A 16,130-nucleotide genomic window follows, 5' to 3' on the forward strand; every position below is an offset into this window, starting at 1 on the left:
CAGAGGAGCGTGCCGACGACCCGACAGCGGGCCGTCCGGCAGGAGTCCGGCTTTTCACCAGGGCACCGGTGACACTGCCGTGGCTCTCCAGGACGGTGGTGCCCCTCGCCCGTTCCGTACGTGACACCTCGGGCGCCGTGATCCGGCTCCGCCGAGGATGGCTGCGCGGCCCGCACGTGGACATCATCGGGCGGGGCGGGCTGGGACAGGAACTCCCCTGGGAGACCATCGCGCAGCGGCTGGACGCCGGGCCCCTGCCCGGGGACAGGGCACTGGACGAGGAAACCTATCTCGCCCAGGCCCGGGAGTTCGGTCGCCTGGAAGCGGTGCCCCCGCCCTATCTCCCCCTGCGTGAGCACGGGGAGGTCGAGTTCCTCGGCCCCGACGCCGTGGTCCCGAGTGACCCGCTGCTGCGCGACCTGCGCGAGGCAGAGGTCGTGCACGGCGTGCTGTGCCCGCCGCTGATGAACACGATCGAGGAGCTGGCCAGGGATCCCTCAGTGGCCACCACCCGGCTCGCGGAGGCGTTCCTCGCGCTGGGCGACTCCTATTTCCTGGGTCTGGCCCACGGCGCGTTCTCCTTCCGCTCTCACGCCGAGGCCTTCTTCGCCTGGGCGGGCCCCAGCAAGGACATGCGCCCGGTGTTCGCCGCGCGACTGGAGAAGGAGGCGCCCCAACTGCGCACGGTGGTGCGGCAGCGCCTCACCGGGGAGGTCGGCCCGGCGGCGGCCGCGTGGCGTACGGCCTTCGCCTACTGCACGGGCACCCTGGACAGTGCGGTCGTGGAGGGCCGACTGACGCCCGCGATGCTGGACTCGATCACCGACGCCGTGGACAACACCGCCATGGGGCCGCCCACCGCGCCGGAGGTGGTGCCGCAGGGCAGGCACCCCGACACCGAGTTCCACCGGGCCGCCGCGGAATCCGGCGTGATCGACAACCCGCCTCCGTGGTTCGCCTCCTACCGCATGCTGATCAACCTCTTCTACCAGCAGCTGCCGCTGCTCACCGTCTCTCCGATCCAGCGGTACTACATGTGCTACGCCCTCGCCGAGACGATCGACCAGGTCCTCGGCGAGAGCTGGCAGGAGCGGCTGGCCAAGGGGCGGGTGCGGTGGGCCATGGCGCAGGGAGCCCCACGATGAACCCAGTGGAGACCCCGGCGCGGCCGCCACAGCATGCGTACCGGGCCCCGGGCAAGGAGCCCCTGTGGCTTCTGCGCATCAACCCCCTGTCGCGCAGCCGACTCGGTGATCCCGCCCTCAGAAACCTCCTGACACGGCTGGCGGAGGCGGAACGTGACGTGGGGTTCGCCGCCGAACGCTGCTCCGAGGAGCTGTACGCCCTCATCGGAGCAACCGCCGATGCCAGGGAGCGTGGGCGGCTGATCGCCGTACGCCGTGCGATTCACAACGACCGCCCGCTCAGGAGCGCCCCGCCGTCGACGCCATCGGTGTCCGCATGGCAGCAGGCCGCGGAGTTGCGCCGCCGCCTTCGGCAGGAGGTGGCCCGCCACTACGGGCAGGCGGCGGGGCGGGAGCGCCGGACGCTCGCCGGTCTTCTCGGCGACGAACACCTGCGCCGGTCCCTCGCCCTGGTATCCCCCGAGGTGTACGAGGAGTCGGAGCGTTACCGTGCCGCGTTGGCGGGTCCGGGCGAGCTCTCCGCGCGCAGCCGCAAGTCGGAGCGGGGACTGATCCAGTACGTCACCCGCGCCATGGTGCGGACCAGCCCGCTCGCCCGCTTCACCGCCGTCGGCATCGCCGTCCCCGAGCCGGGCGGAGTCGATCCGGGTGAGGTGAGGTTCGAGGGGGCCACCGCCTTTCCGAGCCTGGATCGTGTCATGCTCGCCTACGTCCTCGGCGGACTCCGGCCGGCGACGGGCGCGGCGCTGCTGAACGCCTGGGTGGCGCTCTCCCCCACCTCCGCGCTCGACGGGGACGGCGCCACGCTGTACTTCCTGCGTCCCAACGATTCCGGCTTCCAGCGGATGTCGGCTCCGGTCAGGGGTGTCGTCCGGGCGCTGGTCGATGCGACCGTGATGGGCCCCAGGCCGGTGCGCTCGGTGGTGTCCCACCTCGCCACGCAGACGGGTTGTACGGCGCAGGACGCCGCGAAAGCCGTCATGCAGGCGGTCCACCAGGGAATCCTGTGCACGTACGACGAGGAGGAGGACGGGGCCGCCGAGTTGTCGCAGATGCTGACCCGGTCCGGGTCTGCGGGCTCCGCGCTGCTGGAGGACGTCAGGACGCGCCTGCCGCGCCTGGCGACCGCACCTGCCGCCGAACGCAGGACCGAACTCCGCGCGATCGAGCAGGACTTCGAGCAGCTCAGCCGGCTGGCCCGACGTCCGGCGCGGGTCACCGTCGAGGAGGACTACGTCCTTGCTCCGCTCACCGTCGACTCCGGCCGCTGGCGGCGTCCGCTGGCCGATCTGGGCGCGACGGTCGAGCTGTTGTCGGTGTTCGACTGGCTGCACGACGTGCGCGTCCTGACAACGGCCGCCTTCGTGCAGCGCTTCGGCGCCGGAGCCGGCGTTCCGCTCGCCGAACACGCCGAGTCACTGGCCCGCGAGGTCTCCCGGCGCGCGGCCGTGATGGGCGAGTCCTACGCCCGGGGCGACGCGGACGCGCTGAGCGGCCTCGGTACCGCGGACGGCAGCCTGGAACAGCTCTTCGCCGTGCGCCGCCGGGTGATCGAGGCGACCCAGTCGCGTGTCAAGGAGGCGGTGGACGCCGGCGCGACGGAGGTCGCCCTGTCCGCGTCGGAAGCGGTCGAACTGACCTCCGGCCTGCCGGGGCGCGTCCGCCAGGACCCGTTGAGCTACGGCGTGCTGGTGCAGGCCGCCGGTGACCGGCTCGTGTTCAACGACGGCCTGCCCGGGCACGGCATGCTGTACGCCCGGTTCCTCGACGCCGACCGGAAGCTTGCCGGTGGCTCCCTCGGCCACCTGGCGCGGCGGCTCCTCGACCGGTACGCGTGGGACGGCGCCCGCGTGGTGGAGGACCTCGGGCTGCACCGGCTCAACGTGAACGCCCACCCGCGCATCCTGCCGGAGGGACTGCGGCCCGACGACTGGTTCTCGTTGCGCCTGGTGCACGACCGGGAGTCCGACACGCTCGCCGTCGAGGACGCCGACGGACAGCGGATCCGTGCGCTCCCGCTCGGCACGGGCCATCCGGGGCTCTTCCCGCCTCCCCTGTCCGTGGCGACGTCCCTGTCCGCCGGGGGGCGGCTCAACAACGACCTGCTCGACAGCTGGTACCGGACGCACTCCTCGGAGCAGCGCCGCACGCTCACCTGCCCCAGGGTCTCCGTCGGCACGGTCGTGCTGGCGAGGCGCCGTTGGTACGGCGGTAAGGAGCTGGCCTCGGCCCTGGGCGCCGGTCCCGCGGAACACGAGCGGCTGTTGGCGCTGGCCGCCTGGCGGGCGCGGTACGACGTTCCCGAGGAGGTCGTGGTCAAGACGACGTTCGGGCAGGACGCGCCCAGGACGCTCGACCCGGCGGACGTGGTGCCCCGCCGCCTCCAGCACAAGCCGCAGTACGTGGACCTCTGCAGTGCGCTGAGCACCCGGGTCCTGCCGAAGATGCTGGAGCGCCGGGCGACGGAAGAGGAGTCCGCCACCTACCTGGAGGAGGCCCTCCCCGCGGTGGTGGACGGGACGCACGCGCAGGAGTGGGTGGTGGAGATCGGACGGCCCCCGGGCGGCCTGTTCCAGTATGAGGGAGAGACCCGATGAGGATGAGGGCAAGGCCGTATCTGCACTGCGCACCGGTACCTGACGGGGTGTACTTCAGTGGCGCGCGTACCCAGTTCGTCCTCAAGGGCTGGGATCAGCTGTTCAAGATCGCGGATGTGTGCGTCCCGCTCCTCGAACGGGGAACGACCGAGGACGAGTTGGTGGCCGCGCTGGGCACGGAACGGGCCCGGCCGGTCGTGCGCCGGCTGACGAGCGGGCTGCGCGACCACGGCATGCTGCTGGACGAGGACGCCTTGAGCGGGGGCGAACCCAGCGGCGAGGACCGGGAGCGGTACGCGGGCTCCCTGGCGTACCTGGAATCGGTGTGCGCCGATCCGTACGCCGTCTTCGCCGAGGTGCGCTCCGCCAGGGTCGCGCTGTTCGGGCCGGCGGACGCGGTACGACCGGCGGCCCGCGGCCTCGACCGTGCCGGTGTCGGTGAGGTGCTCACGCCGGACCCCGCCGACCTCGGCGCGTGCGGCGCAGTGGACGCCGTGCTGTGGTGCGGCACCGACGAAGCGCTGGGCGCCGGAGGGTTCCGGGTCCACGGTCCCGGGCGGATCCCGCAGGGCGTACCGGTCGTACCGGTCCTGCTCGACGATCACGCGCTGCAGGCGGGGCCGGTCGTCCGGGACGTGGACGGGTATCCGGTCCTGTCAGCCTGCCGCCGCAGGGTGCTCGGGTGGGCGCGGGGTGAGGAACTCGCCACGGCCGCACGGCCGGTCGCCGACGCGATGATCGGTGCGATCGCCGGTCAGCTGGTGTTCGACGTCCTGGCGGGGGTCGCGGAGGACGGCGCCGCGCATGTGGTGCACGGCGCCGAACTCGTCGCGGAACGGGTCCTGCTCGGGAGCGCCGACGGCGTGGACGAAGGGCCCCGGACACTCGCGGACGCCGTGTCCGAACCCGTTCCGGACGCCGACGGCTCCATCGAGCGGGTCAATGCCCTCACCGCCCGGTGGAAGGGCATGTTCACCCCGGCGCGCTCGGAGCAGCTCCTCCCGCAGATGCCCTTGGCGATACGGCAGATGGCGCTCCGTACGGGTACCACCGGACAGGTCACCGTATGGGCGCCGGACCAGCGTTCCGCGACGGTGGGGGCGGCGCTCGAGGTGTTGCGCGGCTCCGGCCCGACGTCCGAGGGCGAGACGGCCGCCGCCGGTCTGACGGAGGAGCGCTGGCTTTTGGACGGTGCGCTGCGCCTGCTCGCCGACGAGGCGAAGGTCGCGCACACGGTTCCCGCGGAGAGCGAGGAAACGGCCCGCATCCGGCGGATCCTGGAGGACTGGCAGCCGGAGCGCCTCACCGTGCTGGTGCTGCGCGTTCCCGGGCTCGACTGGCAGTTGGCCCGGGTCGGCCTCGCCGACACCGGTCTGGCCCTGGGGGCGGCCTGGGCTCCCGACGAGGACACCGCGGTGCGGGAGGCCCTGAGCACCGCCCTGGCACGGGCCCAGGTGGACACCACACGGGACGGCGACGCCGAGGTGCCCCTGCTGCGCACGGACGCCGTCAACTTCGCGGACGAGGAACAGATCTGGTCGCTGCGGAAGCAGATCGACGGGCTGACCGCGGCCCGGGGCATCGCCTACCAGGGCCGTGCCCTCCGGGCAGACCTCGCGCTCGGCGCGATCCCCTTCTGGTCCGGGCCCGTCCGGACCCGGCAGCTCACGCAGGAGGACCGGCATGCAGGATGAAGCGCGGTACGGCCCCGGCATGGCGGCGGCCTGTGACGCCTCCTTGGAAGAGACACTCCGCCGGATCAGCGGGTTGGTGCCCGCGAGGGTCGTGCTGAACCGGGGCTGGGACCTGTCCTGGGAGCGGGCGCAGTTCGAGAAGAACGCCGCGAACGGCGAGGAACTCGTTTCGGTGCGGGTGTACGACGAGGAGGTGATCGTCGGACCGCGGTGGGTGCCCGGCACGGACTCCGGCTGTGCGGGCTGCGCCGAGGTACGTGAGCGCAACACCGCGGAGCATCCCTTGGCGGACAGCCTGGACGCACCGCGTGTGATGCCGCGCTCGCCGCATCCCCTGTTGCCGTTCCTGGTCGACGCCGCCGTGGAGAACCTGGCGGATCGGCCCTTGCAACCGGGTGAACTGTACGCGGTCGGGACCCGCTACGTGCGGCGCCATCGCATCCCCCGCAGCTTCTTCTGCCCGATGTGCGCCTACCCGGCAAAGGTGTTGGCCGACGACCGGCCGCCGGCACCGCCGCCGCTGCGCGACGAACCCCTCTCCCCCCAGGACCCGACACGCGGCACCAGTGGGTCGCACCTGGTGAAGCCCGGCGTACTGCGCGACCGGCTGCTCGACACGCGGTACGGGCCGATCCAGGTCATCATGCGGGAATCGGACGTCCCGTTCGCCATGAGCATGTGCCTGGCCCCGGACGCCGCCGCCCCGGGGCACGGCCGTGCCGCGACGTTCGCCGAATCCGACCCCGTCGCGATCATCGAAACCTACGAACGGCTCGGCAGCTTCCCCTTCGACACCCCGCTCCTGCTGGAGCGCAGCCATCGCGAAGTCTCCGACCACGCACTGGATCCGACCACCCTGGGGGAGCACACCGATGAGCAGCTCGCCCACCCGAGCTGTCAGGTGCTTCCCTACACTGCGGACACACCCATGGACTGGGTGTGGGGTCACGACCTGGCCTCCGGCGAGCCACGACTGGTCCCCGCCGAGGCGGGCTTCTACCAGTACGAACAACGGTTCAAGCTCTCCCGGCACGCGGCCCGGGCGGCACGCGTGGTCGCGCGACAGGCTCGTGCGGCGGGCCGTACGCCCGAACCCGGCACCCTGCGCAAGTACTTCCACGACTCGTCGAGCGGCTGCGCGGCCGGAGCGAGCCTCCAAGAGGCCGCGCTGCACTCCCTGCTCGAACTCGCCGAACGCGACGCCTTCCTGCTCTCCTGGCACCGGCGGACACCGCTGCCCCGCATCGCGAATGCCTCGATCACGGACCCGGAGAACCGGAGCCTGATCGACCTGATGCACACGCGCGGCTTCGAGGTGTACGTGCTCGTGGCGAAGCAGGACATCGACCTGCCGATCGTCTGGGTACTCGCCGTGAACCGCAGGAACCCCTACCCCGCCACGTACTCCTCCGGCGGGTCGGGAGCCAACCCGGACACCGCGATCCGCGGCGCGCTGCGGGAGGTCGCCCAGCTCGTCACCAACAAGGTGCAGTGGAACCGGGAGGAGGCCGAGCGCATACTCGCCGACCCCTGGCTGCTGGTGGAGCTGGAACAGCATCCTCAGCTGTACACCCTGCCGGAGGCGCTGCCACGCGTCACCGAGGTCCTCGGCGGCCCCGAGATCACTCTGCGGGAGGCCTTCCCCGGCTGGCCGGACATCCTGCGCCGGGCCTCCGGCGGGACGGTGCGCGGAGCCCTGGACCACGTGCGGGGGCTGTACGCCGCTGCCGGGCTCGACCGGATCGTCCTGGTGAACCAGACCACCCGCGAACACGCCGACGTCGGCGTCTCGGTCGCCAAGGCCGTCGTCCCCGGCATTCTGCCGATGTGCTTCGGTCACGCACAGCAGCGTCTGAAGAACCTGCCCCGCCTGGCGGCCGCGCTGGCCGGGACTCCGGAGGAGCACCGGGCGATCCCCTATGATCCGCATCCGTTCCCGTGAAAGGCGCGACGTGCCTTCGCATCAGAGGGAGACGCACATGAGCGAGGGGAGGGCCCCTGCGGCCCGGCGGGCCCCCGTGGACCTGCCGCCGCCGTTCGGCGACAGCAGCATCGAACGCGAGCCGCTGTGGTTCGAGTTCGGCGCCGGGCACGACGAGCCACCCGTACCGCCCTCGACCTGGGCGACGGAGCCGCCCGTGACGTCGCACGTCGCTCCGCCCCCACCCGCGTGCGTCCGCGACGGAAGACGTACGGAGCTTCCCCGCGGCACCGCGCAGTTGCTGGACGCTGTGCCCTTCCCACACGGCCGGGCGGCCATGTCCGACCCGGACGAGGCGCTCGCCCGTGCGCTCGTCGCGGGCTTCGGCGTGCAGTGGTCCGACCCGGACAACATCTACAACCCGCACCGCGGCTACGCGTCGCCGCGCTGCCTCTACCCCGTACAGGTCTTCGTCGACGACGGCGAGCGCTGGCACCTGCTGGAGCCGGAGCGGCATGCGCTCACCGCCCTCACTTCCGGCAGCCATCGCGGGCGGCAACGGCGCATCGTACTGACCGGGAGGTACACGCGCGTCCCCCGAGGCTACAAGTGGTTCCGCGGCTCTCTCGTGAACCTGGAACTCGGCATCACCCTCCGTTCCCTGGCGCTGGGCCTCGAACTGTTCGGTCTGTCGGGCCGGCTCCTGCTGCCGCATGCGGGTTCGGGCGGTGTGCTGGACGAACTCGGGCTGACGCCCGATTGGGAATGGTCGCTGCCGCTGGTGATCGAGGTCGCGCCGGAGGGTGCCACCGTGTCCCCGGAAACACCGGAGCCGGTCCGGGTATCCGAGGAGATCCCTCAGGACGCGGTACTCAGGGACGTGGTGCGTGTCAATCGCTCCCAGGAGTTCCGCGACCCTCCCACTCCCCTGCCCCCGGCCGTTCCGGAGGGTGCCCCGGCCGCGCCCCGTGCGCAGTCCTGGGCGGATCTGATGTGGCGACGCAACTCCGGTCGTATGCCCCGAGGTCTGCTCGGCATGAGCGGCCGGCGCACCCACATGTCCGCGGACTCCGTGCGGGACACGATCCGATGGCTCGACGTACCACCGCCCGGACGAAGCCTGCGGGCGATGTCCGAACTGGTGACGTTCACCGCCGTGATCCAGGACGTGGCGGACCATGAGGACGGTGTCCACCGCGTGCGCGGCGGCGAGGCGGTCCTGCTGCGCGCGGACCGGACGGCTGCGGCCCGGCTGGAGGCGGAGTACGGGTACGGCCTCAGCGCGGACGCCGGTTGCGACATCCGCAACGCCTCGGCGATCTGGTTCCTGTCGGTGAAGCCACGCGACCTCTTCTCCCGCTTCGGGCCGGGCGGGTGGAGTGCGGCGCAGTACTACTGCGGCTGGGCCCTGCACGGCCTGTGCCTGGCCGCCACGGCGCACGGGATGTTCGCCCGCCCGGTCCGCGCGTTCAACGAGATACCGACGCAGCGCATCCTCCGACTGGACCCTGACGAGATGATCGCCCTCGCCGCCGTGGTCGGCGCCCCCAGACACGCGGCCCATTCCCTGCTGGACCTCAGAGTGTGACGGAGGAGAACATCATGGCACCGCGAACGCAGTGGAGTGCCTGGCATCTACATCTGGGCTCGAACGCGCGGTCACTGCTGGACCGGGTGGTGAACGAGGTCGTCGCACCGGTGGTGCGCTCGCTCGACGGCGCACCGTGGTTCTTCATCCGCTACTGGCAGGGCGGCCCCCACATCAGACTGCGGGTGGGCGACCTGAGCCCGGCGGAGTTCGACCGGGTGGAACGGCTGTTGCGAGAACGGCTGGAGACCTCCGGAAGGCCCGCGGCCGGCGAGAGCTCGATCAGCGAGGAGACCTACCGTGCCGAGGCACGGTTGCTCGCACGGAACGAATCGGGCGGTGACCGTCACGTTCAGGCGCTCCACGCCCCGGGCGTGCACCGGGCCGTGTACGAGCCGGAGACCGCACGGTACGGCGGGCCGGAACTGATGCAGCGCACGGAACAGCTGTTCCAGCTCTCCAGCGAGCTGGTACTCGCTGTCCTCCCCCATGTGTCCGATGCGCAGGCACGTTCCGTCCTGGCCCTGCGCGCCACGGTCTCCGCGGCCGCGGCCCTGGGCGACGAGACGGAGCAGGCCGCCTTCTACGCCAACAGTCTGGCGGCCTGGCGAGCCTGGGCGTTCGGGTTCGGCTGCACGCGGGAACAGGTGGACCAGATGTGCCGCATCCCCCGGGGAGCCGTCAAGCCGGTCGATCCCACCCGGCACGGCCCGTTCGGCACCTGGCACGCCGCCTTGTCGGACCTCGCCGGGGCGATACGCACCACCTCGGCGACCGTACCGGGGCAGATCCTCGTCTCCCACGTGCACATGTTCCACAACCGTCTCGGCCGGACGCTCTTCGACGAACTGCGCACCTACGCGTGGCTGGCCGCGGCACTCCCCTCCGCCAAAGGACCCACGGCGTTCCCTGACGGAAGCGCCACGGCGATGCCGGGCGGGCGGCGATGACGCCCCGGGCCGCCCTCGGAGGCCGGCCATGACCGACCGGCCGCGTATCGCCGTGATCGGATCCGGCATCGGGGGGCTGACTCTCGCGGCGGCACTCTCGGCGTCGGGCACGCGCTGCGCGGTGTTCGAACAGGCAGGCTCGCTGACGGAGACCGGAGCGGGGGTACAGCTCGCGCCCAACGCCGCACGTCCTCTTGGCCGCCTCGGACTCCAACCCGTCCTGCGGGAGCGCGGCGTGGCCGTGGAAGAGATACGCGTGTACGGCTGGACCGGCGAAATGATCACCGGTACGACGCACGGAGCCGCCTGCGAGAAGCTGTACGGGGCGCCCTACTACGCCATGCACCGCGCGGACCTGCAGGGGGCGCTGCTCCGGCTGGTCGGACCGGGACCACTGCGGCTGGGGCACAGACTGAAGGCCGTCTCCCGTGACGGCGACGAAGTGACCCTCGCCTTCGAGAACGGCGCCACCCATCGCGCGGACCTCGTGGTGGGGGCCGACGGCATTCACTCCGTGGTCCGGGAGACCCTCGTCCGCGACGCTCCGGTGTTCTCCGGTCTCGGGGTCTTCCGAGGGCTCGTTCCGGTCGACCGGCTGCCGTCCGCGGCACGCGAACCGCTGATCAGGCTGTGGCTGGGACCGCGTCGGCACTTCGTGTGCTATCCGGTCTCCGGCGGACGGCTGATGAGTTTCGCCGCGATCGCCCCGCTCGCCCACGCGGGAGCGGAATCCTGGTCGGCGGCCGGCGACCCGGCGGAACTGGTGGCGGCCTTCGAGGGGTGGCGCGGACTGGTGTCCGACATCACCCGTGCCGTTGACGGGGTCCGCCGCTGGGCACTCTACGACCGCCCCGAGCTGCGCACCTGGTTTTCGGACCGGCTCACTGTGCTCGGCGATGCCGCCCACCCGATGCTTCCCTTCATGGCACAGGGAGCGAACCAGGCCGTCGAGGACGCGGTCGAACTGGCCGCGCTGCTGGCCGGCGCCCGCCGTGACGACATACCCGGGCTGCTCGCCAGGTACGAGGAGGCCCGCGCACCGCGTACGGCGGCTGTGCAAAAGGGCTCACGGGGCCATACGGAGGCCATGCACCTGCCCGACGGCCCGCGGCAACGCGAACGGGATCACGCGATGAGCCGAGCGGCGGGTCTGACCGGACTGCGCGAGCGCGCCTGGCTCTACGGCCACGAAGCGGGCGCCACGGCACCCCGGTGAGTACGCTTCGGCCGACGACGGGACCGTGCGATCCTCGCTCCAGGGCCAGTGTTCGGGCAGGTGGAGGGTGAGCCGGCGGGCGGAGCGGGCGGGCACGTTGATGAGGTGGTCGCGGATCATCGCGGTGACCGCTCTGGCATGGAATGTCCCGGCCAGGGCGGCGAGGGTGAGCCAGGCGGTGTGCCTGGAAGTGTCCGGATAAGGCGGGCGCGAAGGCACTGTTCTTGATGTCCGCGATCACTTGTTCCACCACAGCGTGCCGCCGGTGATCACGCTAGGCGTCGACCGGGCAGAACGGGGAGCCGGTGAAGGCCGCATGGCAGCACCCGGTGTCGAAGAGCCTGCCCTGCCCGCCGGGCTGGGCATCCAAGACAGCCAGAACGAGACTGTGACCGTCCAGGGTCCGGAGCATCGCGATGCCACAGCGGACGCCGTCGAGTGCGGTGCACCGGTCGGCGAAGAGGCCCTCGGCCTCCGCCCTGCCCTCCAGCTCCGTACCGAGTTCCACGACGAACGCGATGGCGGCATCCATGTCCTCGACGAGACTGCCGACGTTGTCCATCCGCTGAATCGCCATGCTGGTCTCTCCCTCTTCCGCGTGCGGCCAGTGGTGGTCACTGATGCCCTGAACTGCGCAAACAGCAGTGGTGTGTCCCCGTCGGGGTTGGCTGCCCTTACCGTGATTCTTCGCTGTTCCCGCCGCTTCCCCGGTCACGGACGGGTGGTGAACCTGCCGTCGGGCAGTTTGTTCAGCCAGCCGCGATCGGCCGGCTTGACCAGCCTCCCGCGCAGCGGTTCCAGCTTGGACCGCACGGTGACATCGACTCCGGGCATCTCGCCGACCTGCCGGGCCGTGACCGGTCCGGCGGCCTGACGCACAACGGCGAGAATGCGCTGGTAGTCCGGCGGAAGCATGGTCTCCTCCCTGTCCGGCGTGCGGTGCGGGATCGGCATCACCGGCCGGCCGCCCACCTGCCCCGGCACGGGCGCGGCCGAGGCCCGCTCGTCGGCGAGCTGATCGCTCACCCTCCCCAGGACCCGCTCGGCGACAGCGAGCTCGTCCCGCTCCGACCGACCTCCGTCAGCTGCTTGACCAGCTGTTCTTCGAGTTCATCCAGTTCAGCGCGGCGCGCGATGATCCGCTCCAGTAGCTTGGGAACCAGCATGCATAGATCGTGGAAGGCTGTTCGCGGGACCTGAGGCCAGAGCCAACATGATCCGAGCACGGAGATGTGGAAGCTGCCGCCTGCCGGACGTTTCCCCTCGCAGGCTCTTGTAATGTGGTGTTGTCCAGGGCGGCTCGGCATCCATGGAGCGGATCATTACTACCCACAATGCCTCGCAATCCCAGCCCGAGCCCGCATCGCGTGCTGTTGGCAAGCGCACACTGGCTCTGACCGCTCTGCTGACGGCGGCCGTTCTCACCTATGCCTTGGATCTCGGCAGCAAGCTTGTGGCTGTCTCGCGGTTGGAAGGCCAAGAGCCCGTTTCCCTGGTGGGCCACGTGCTTACGCTGCAGGTGTTCCGTAACTCGGGTGCGGCTTTCAGTTCGGGGCAGGCCTTCACTGCTGTGTTCACGGCGATTGCGGTCGCGGTTGTCGTGGTCATCACGCGTGCCACGCGTAGGCTTCAGAGCCTTCCCTGGGCTGTCGCCCTGGGCCTGATGCTTGGGGGTGCCCTCGGCAATCTGACTGACCGGATCTTCCGGGCCCCCGCGGTCTTTCGCGGGCACGTCGTCGACTTCATCTCCGTCCAGCACTTCGCGGTCTTCAACCTCGCCGATTCGGGCATTGTCTGCGGCGGTGTCCTGATGGTCCTCATGTCGATCCGGGGTACTTCCCTGGACGGCTCAGCCGCGCAGGATCGTCACGGCCGGAGCATTCTCTCCCCGCGGTGAGATGCTCCAGAACCGAGAGCTCGACCGCCGCGCAGCGCAGGCCTCGGTATCACTTGCGTCTCCATTCCTGTCAAGCTCCGGAAACAGAAAATCCTCGATCGTCTCGCTTGCCCAACGACATCTACCTGTGGCTCACCGCCACGGCGTGTCCCAGCACCCCGACGCTTCCGGTGTGCTGCAACTGGACGGCAAGAACAAATACCCGCCCGACAAGGCCGTGTTCATCCGCTAGGTCGCCCAACCGAGCGGAACCACGTCCACACTGCTCAGCTGCGGAGTCCTGCCCGAACGACAAAACCCCACAAAGTGGGTCACTCCTCCCGACACCTTCCCCTGCCCCAGCAACGACACCGCTTCCTCAGGAGAGATTCCCAGTTCGGTTCGTGCTGAGCATGCCTTCCCACAGGGGCCAGGAGGCACGATCACGCGGGAGACGTGCACCGTGAAACACCCAGGCGTTCGCCGATCTCCTTCCATGCGAGTTCCTCGACGAAGCGCCAGCGGATGATCTTGTAGTCGCGCGGTCGGATACCTGCGGGCCCACGTCAAATGCAGCCGATCGGTTCTCCCCTCCCCCACCGGCACCTCTCCCAGGGGAGTCCCCTCCCGCCCACCAGGAGAGCCCTGAACACGAAGAGTGCCGGTCTCAAGCCCAGCGCCCAACCTGCGGACGACCAAGTCCCCCGGCCGGTCGTGCGACAGCCTCGCCGGCGCACTCCCCAACGGTCCTCGACGCGGTGGTGGCGGAGCCTGCTGCGGCAGCGGGCGACCGGATGCGCTGCACAGCCGCGACGGACCGCCCCACCCAACGGCCGCGGGTCAGGACGCGAACCGACCCACAGCTCGGCCCCGGTGAGCCCGGAATAGCCAACTCCACATCCGCTGATGGGAGTTGGACAGGCACCTGGCGCACCGGACTTCATCCGGCTGGCTGACGGGCGGGACGGCATCACAGTTGCGACCGGTCCATGCCCGGGACAAAGCCAACGCCGCAGCGAGGTGACGGCCGTGACGACCTCGGGGCTTGGACTGGCCTGGACCGCACGAGCCTCGATGTGCCCCGTACGTGGTGTCGAGTCGCTGGAGTCCAGGCGTTCGAGGGGGCCGCCCTCAGCTCGAACTCGGCGGGCGTGAGCATGCCCGAGTGCGGGGTGTCGGCGTTGCCGGTTGTGGAAGGTTCCGAGGTATTCGAAGATCGCGTTGGGCAGCTCTGGACGGGTGCGCCATCGGCGGTGGTTGAGCAGCTCGTTCTGCACCCGGCCGCAGAACGATTCAACGGGCCCGTGGGCCGGGCGCGTGCGGTGGAAGCCAGGACGTGAACTGGGCGGATTCAACCAGTTGTCGCAACACCCCAGCGTTGGGGAGGTGATGAGCGGGCCGGCAGGGTGGACGAAGGAGCTGACGGGCAGGTCTCCGATGAAGTCATCGGGGGCCGCACCCGGTGGTCGCCGCCTGTGGCCGGGCCTTCGTCCGGTCAGCCGTCCATCTGCCGGAAGCGCGTCTCGGCGAAGGAGAACGCCGTCGGCCGGACGGCGAACGGCGGCCGGAAGGCGTGGTCGAGCTGAGCGGTGAGACAGATGGCGAACGCCACCGCGGCGCCGACGAAGCACAGACCCACCAGGTTGCGCGGCTGGGAGGCGAGCCCGAGCACCGCGGGGAAGGCGATCAGAAAGCCACCGGCCAGGAGCAGAGCGACCCAGACGATCCGCGGGATGCCGGCCCGTACCTCCGCGGCGCGGTCGGCACGGGTCTGGTAGACCGTCGCCAGGTTGGACTCGGCCGCGGACTTCGCCGCCTGCTGTTCCGGTTGCGGCGCGGGTGCCGCGTTGAGCGCCCCTCGTACGCTGTCCAGCGCCTGCCACGCCTCCATGCTGGTGTGGCCATGGGCAAGCGCGGGGAACTCGACGCTCCTGACCTCGCCGGTATAGCGCTTGAGCAGGGTGCGCACCGTGTTCCGGCCGGGGTCGGGCAGGCTCCCCACCGCCCAGTAGGTGTCGGTCAACGCGCGGGCCTCGTCGTAAGTACGAGCCCGGGCGGTGCTCAGCGTCGACCAGCTGCCGGCCACCTGAAAGCCCGTGAGCAGCACGAACGAGCTGAGCAGCACACTGCCGATGAGAGAGAGCGCCTGGCCGCTGAACTCGCCGCTCGCCGCTCGCCGGCCGCGCCCGAGGAGCTTGGCGGTGACGAAGGCGAACAGGACGCCGCCGAGCGTGGCGAGAAAGCTGAGGGCGTACATGGACATGAGGTACTCCGAAGTGTGCGGGCGCGGCGGTCAGGGACGGCGGCCGGCGAAGCCGGCGTTGACCACGGCGGTGATGACGGCGGGAAGGAGCACGGCTGTCATCGTCAGCAGCCACCACCGCCCCGAGTCGTCGGGACGCGGAGAGAGGGACTGCTGGGCGGCTTGCGGAAGGATCACCCGCTGCGGCGGCTTGCCCGGCCGTGGTGAGGGGTGGACGACGTTCACCGGTGGGCTTGCGGCGGGCGGGGAGACGGCGGGGCCGGGCCAGGCCGGGCGGACGTGCCGCACCGGCTGACGCGGCGGGACGGGCCGCACAGGCACGGGATGCCGCGGCGGTCGAGGCGGAGGTGAAGGGCTGGCCGGGGGCGGGACCGGTCTCGGTGCGGCCGGCACGGGAGGCCGCGGAGGCCGCGGTGCAGGGCCGCCCTGTCGGGCGCACCGACCGGCCGCCGCGACGGACAGGCCGCTTCCCGCCGGTCCGCCACCGCCGGGGACGGCCCCGTCGCCCGCAACGACCAGGACGGATGACACCATGCGCACGTCGCCGTCGCAGATCCTCACCACGGCCTCGCACCCGGAGCCGCCCGAAAGAGAGCGCGAGCACCCGAGCGACACATCGACCCCGGTTCCCGAGTTGTGGACTGCCCCGCCGGATCCGCCGTATACCGGCTGCGGTCCGGGCAGACCCGTCGCATGAGCGGGAAGAGCACTCGGCGTGCCTGTCGCATGAGCCGGAGGAGCACCGACCACGCCGACCACCACACCCAGCAGCACCGTGGCGACGAACCGCCGTCCGTGGCCGCCGTCAGCTACCGACACCGAGCGGGGTGCGGGACCTGGCCCCGCCGAAGGGCTCGCCGCCGCCGTCGGCGCGACCGAC

General features: G+C 71.0%; 13 protein-coding genes and 1 pseudogene. 8 read left to right on the forward strand and 6 right to left on the reverse strand.

All coding sequences use genetic code 11. The features are described from left to right. The first annotated feature begins 68 nt into the window (after positions 1 to 68). From ACFYMM_RS25650 to ACFYMM_RS25680, 7 genes are read left to right on the forward strand one after another with little or no spacing between them, the layout of a single operon-like run. Positions 69 to 1,145 carry a hypothetical protein gene (locus tag ACFYMM_RS25650; RefSeq protein ID WP_388390393.1) on the forward strand — a complete coding sequence of 359 codons (1,077 nt, stop codon included), beginning with the start codon at positions 69 to 71 and terminating at the stop codon, positions 1,143 to 1,145. Next, the gene (locus ACFYMM_RS25655; RefSeq protein ID WP_388390395.1) at positions 1,142 to 3,742 is read left to right on the forward strand and encodes a hypothetical protein; all 2,601 of its coding nucleotides are present in this window, start codon (positions 1,142 to 1,144) and stop codon (positions 3,740 to 3,742) included. Before ACFYMM_RS25650 ends, ACFYMM_RS25655 begins: the two co-directional genes overlap by 4 nt. Continuing rightward, positions 3,739 to 5,436: a hypothetical protein gene (locus tag ACFYMM_RS25660; protein ID WP_388390397.1), complete on the forward strand. Its 1,698-nt coding sequence runs from the start codon at positions 3,739 to 3,741 to the stop codon at positions 5,434 to 5,436. Before ACFYMM_RS25655 ends, ACFYMM_RS25660 begins: the two co-directional genes overlap by 4 nt. After that, a complete protein-coding gene (locus ACFYMM_RS25665; RefSeq protein ID WP_388390399.1) occupies positions 5,426 to 7,378 on the forward strand; it encodes a TOMM precursor leader peptide-binding protein in 1,953 nt (650 codons plus the stop codon). The genes ACFYMM_RS25660 and ACFYMM_RS25665 overlap by 11 nt, the downstream gene beginning before the upstream one ends. A gap of 37 nt (positions 7,379 to 7,415) precedes the next feature. After that, positions 7,416 to 8,945: a hypothetical protein gene (locus tag ACFYMM_RS25670; RefSeq protein ID WP_388390401.1), complete on the forward strand. Its 1,530-nt coding sequence runs from the start codon at positions 7,416 to 7,418 to the stop codon at positions 8,943 to 8,945. Positions 8,946 to 8,959: 14 nt separating this feature from the next. Next, the gene (locus tag ACFYMM_RS25675; protein ID WP_388390403.1) at positions 8,960 to 9,895 is read left to right on the forward strand and encodes a thiopeptide-type bacteriocin biosynthesis protein; all 936 of its coding nucleotides are present in this window, start codon (positions 8,960 to 8,962) and stop codon (positions 9,893 to 9,895) included. Positions 9,896 to 9,923: 28 nt separating this feature from the next. Beyond that, positions 9,924 to 11,111, forward strand: a complete 1,188-nt coding sequence (locus ACFYMM_RS25680) for an FAD-dependent monooxygenase (RefSeq protein WP_388390405.1) — start codon at positions 9,924 to 9,926, stop codon at positions 11,109 to 11,111. A 385-nt stretch (positions 11,112 to 11,496) separates the two neighbouring features. Here ACFYMM_RS25680 and ACFYMM_RS25685 read toward each other — a convergent pair. The 3 genes and pseudogenes from ACFYMM_RS25685 to ACFYMM_RS25695 all read right to left on the reverse strand — a co-directional run. Next, a pseudogene (locus tag ACFYMM_RS25685) lies at positions 11,497 to 11,688 on the reverse strand (VOC family protein); the annotation flags it as partial. 134 nt (positions 11,689 to 11,822) lie between these two features. Beyond that, a complete protein-coding gene (locus tag ACFYMM_RS25690; RefSeq protein ID WP_388390407.1) occupies positions 11,823 to 12,137 on the reverse strand; it encodes a hypothetical protein in 315 nt (104 codons plus the stop codon). Beyond that, positions 12,134 to 12,277: a hypothetical protein gene (locus ACFYMM_RS25695; RefSeq protein WP_388390409.1), complete on the reverse strand. Its 144-nt coding sequence runs from the start codon at positions 12,275 to 12,277 to the stop codon at positions 12,134 to 12,136. Before ACFYMM_RS25695 ends, ACFYMM_RS25690 begins: the two co-directional genes overlap by 4 nt. A 143-nt stretch (positions 12,278 to 12,420) precedes the next feature. On the opposite strand from ACFYMM_RS25695, the gene lspA reads away from it, so the two are divergent. After that, positions 12,421 to 13,008, forward strand: a complete 588-nt coding sequence (lspA, locus tag ACFYMM_RS25700) for a signal peptidase II (protein WP_388390411.1) — start codon at positions 12,421 to 12,423, stop codon at positions 13,006 to 13,008. A gap of 422 nt (positions 13,009 to 13,430) precedes the next feature. Here lspA and ACFYMM_RS25705 read toward each other — a convergent pair whose 3' ends face one another. The 3 genes from ACFYMM_RS25705 to ACFYMM_RS25715 form a co-directional block, all read right to left on the reverse strand. Continuing rightward, the gene (locus ACFYMM_RS25705) at positions 13,431 to 13,538 is read right to left on the reverse strand and encodes a sigma factor-like helix-turn-helix DNA-binding protein (protein ID WP_388390551.1); all 108 of its coding nucleotides are present in this window, start codon (positions 13,536 to 13,538) and stop codon (positions 13,431 to 13,433) included. Positions 13,539 to 14,482: 944 nt separating this feature from the next. Next, complete coding sequence (locus tag ACFYMM_RS25710; protein WP_388390413.1) at positions 14,483 to 15,250, reverse strand: hypothetical protein; 768 nt, start codon at positions 15,248 to 15,250, stop codon at positions 14,483 to 14,485. A 30-nt stretch (positions 15,251 to 15,280) separates the two neighbouring features. Beyond that, positions 15,281 to 15,538, reverse strand: coding sequence for a hypothetical protein (locus ACFYMM_RS25715; RefSeq protein ID WP_388390415.1), 258 nt, complete (start codon positions 15,536 to 15,538; stop codon positions 15,281 to 15,283). Positions 15,539 to 16,130: the final 592 nt, after the last annotated feature.

The organism is Streptomyces sp. NPDC006739, from assembly GCF_042869815.1.
Lineage (GTDB): Bacteria > Actinomycetota > Actinomycetes > Streptomycetales > Streptomycetaceae > Streptomyces.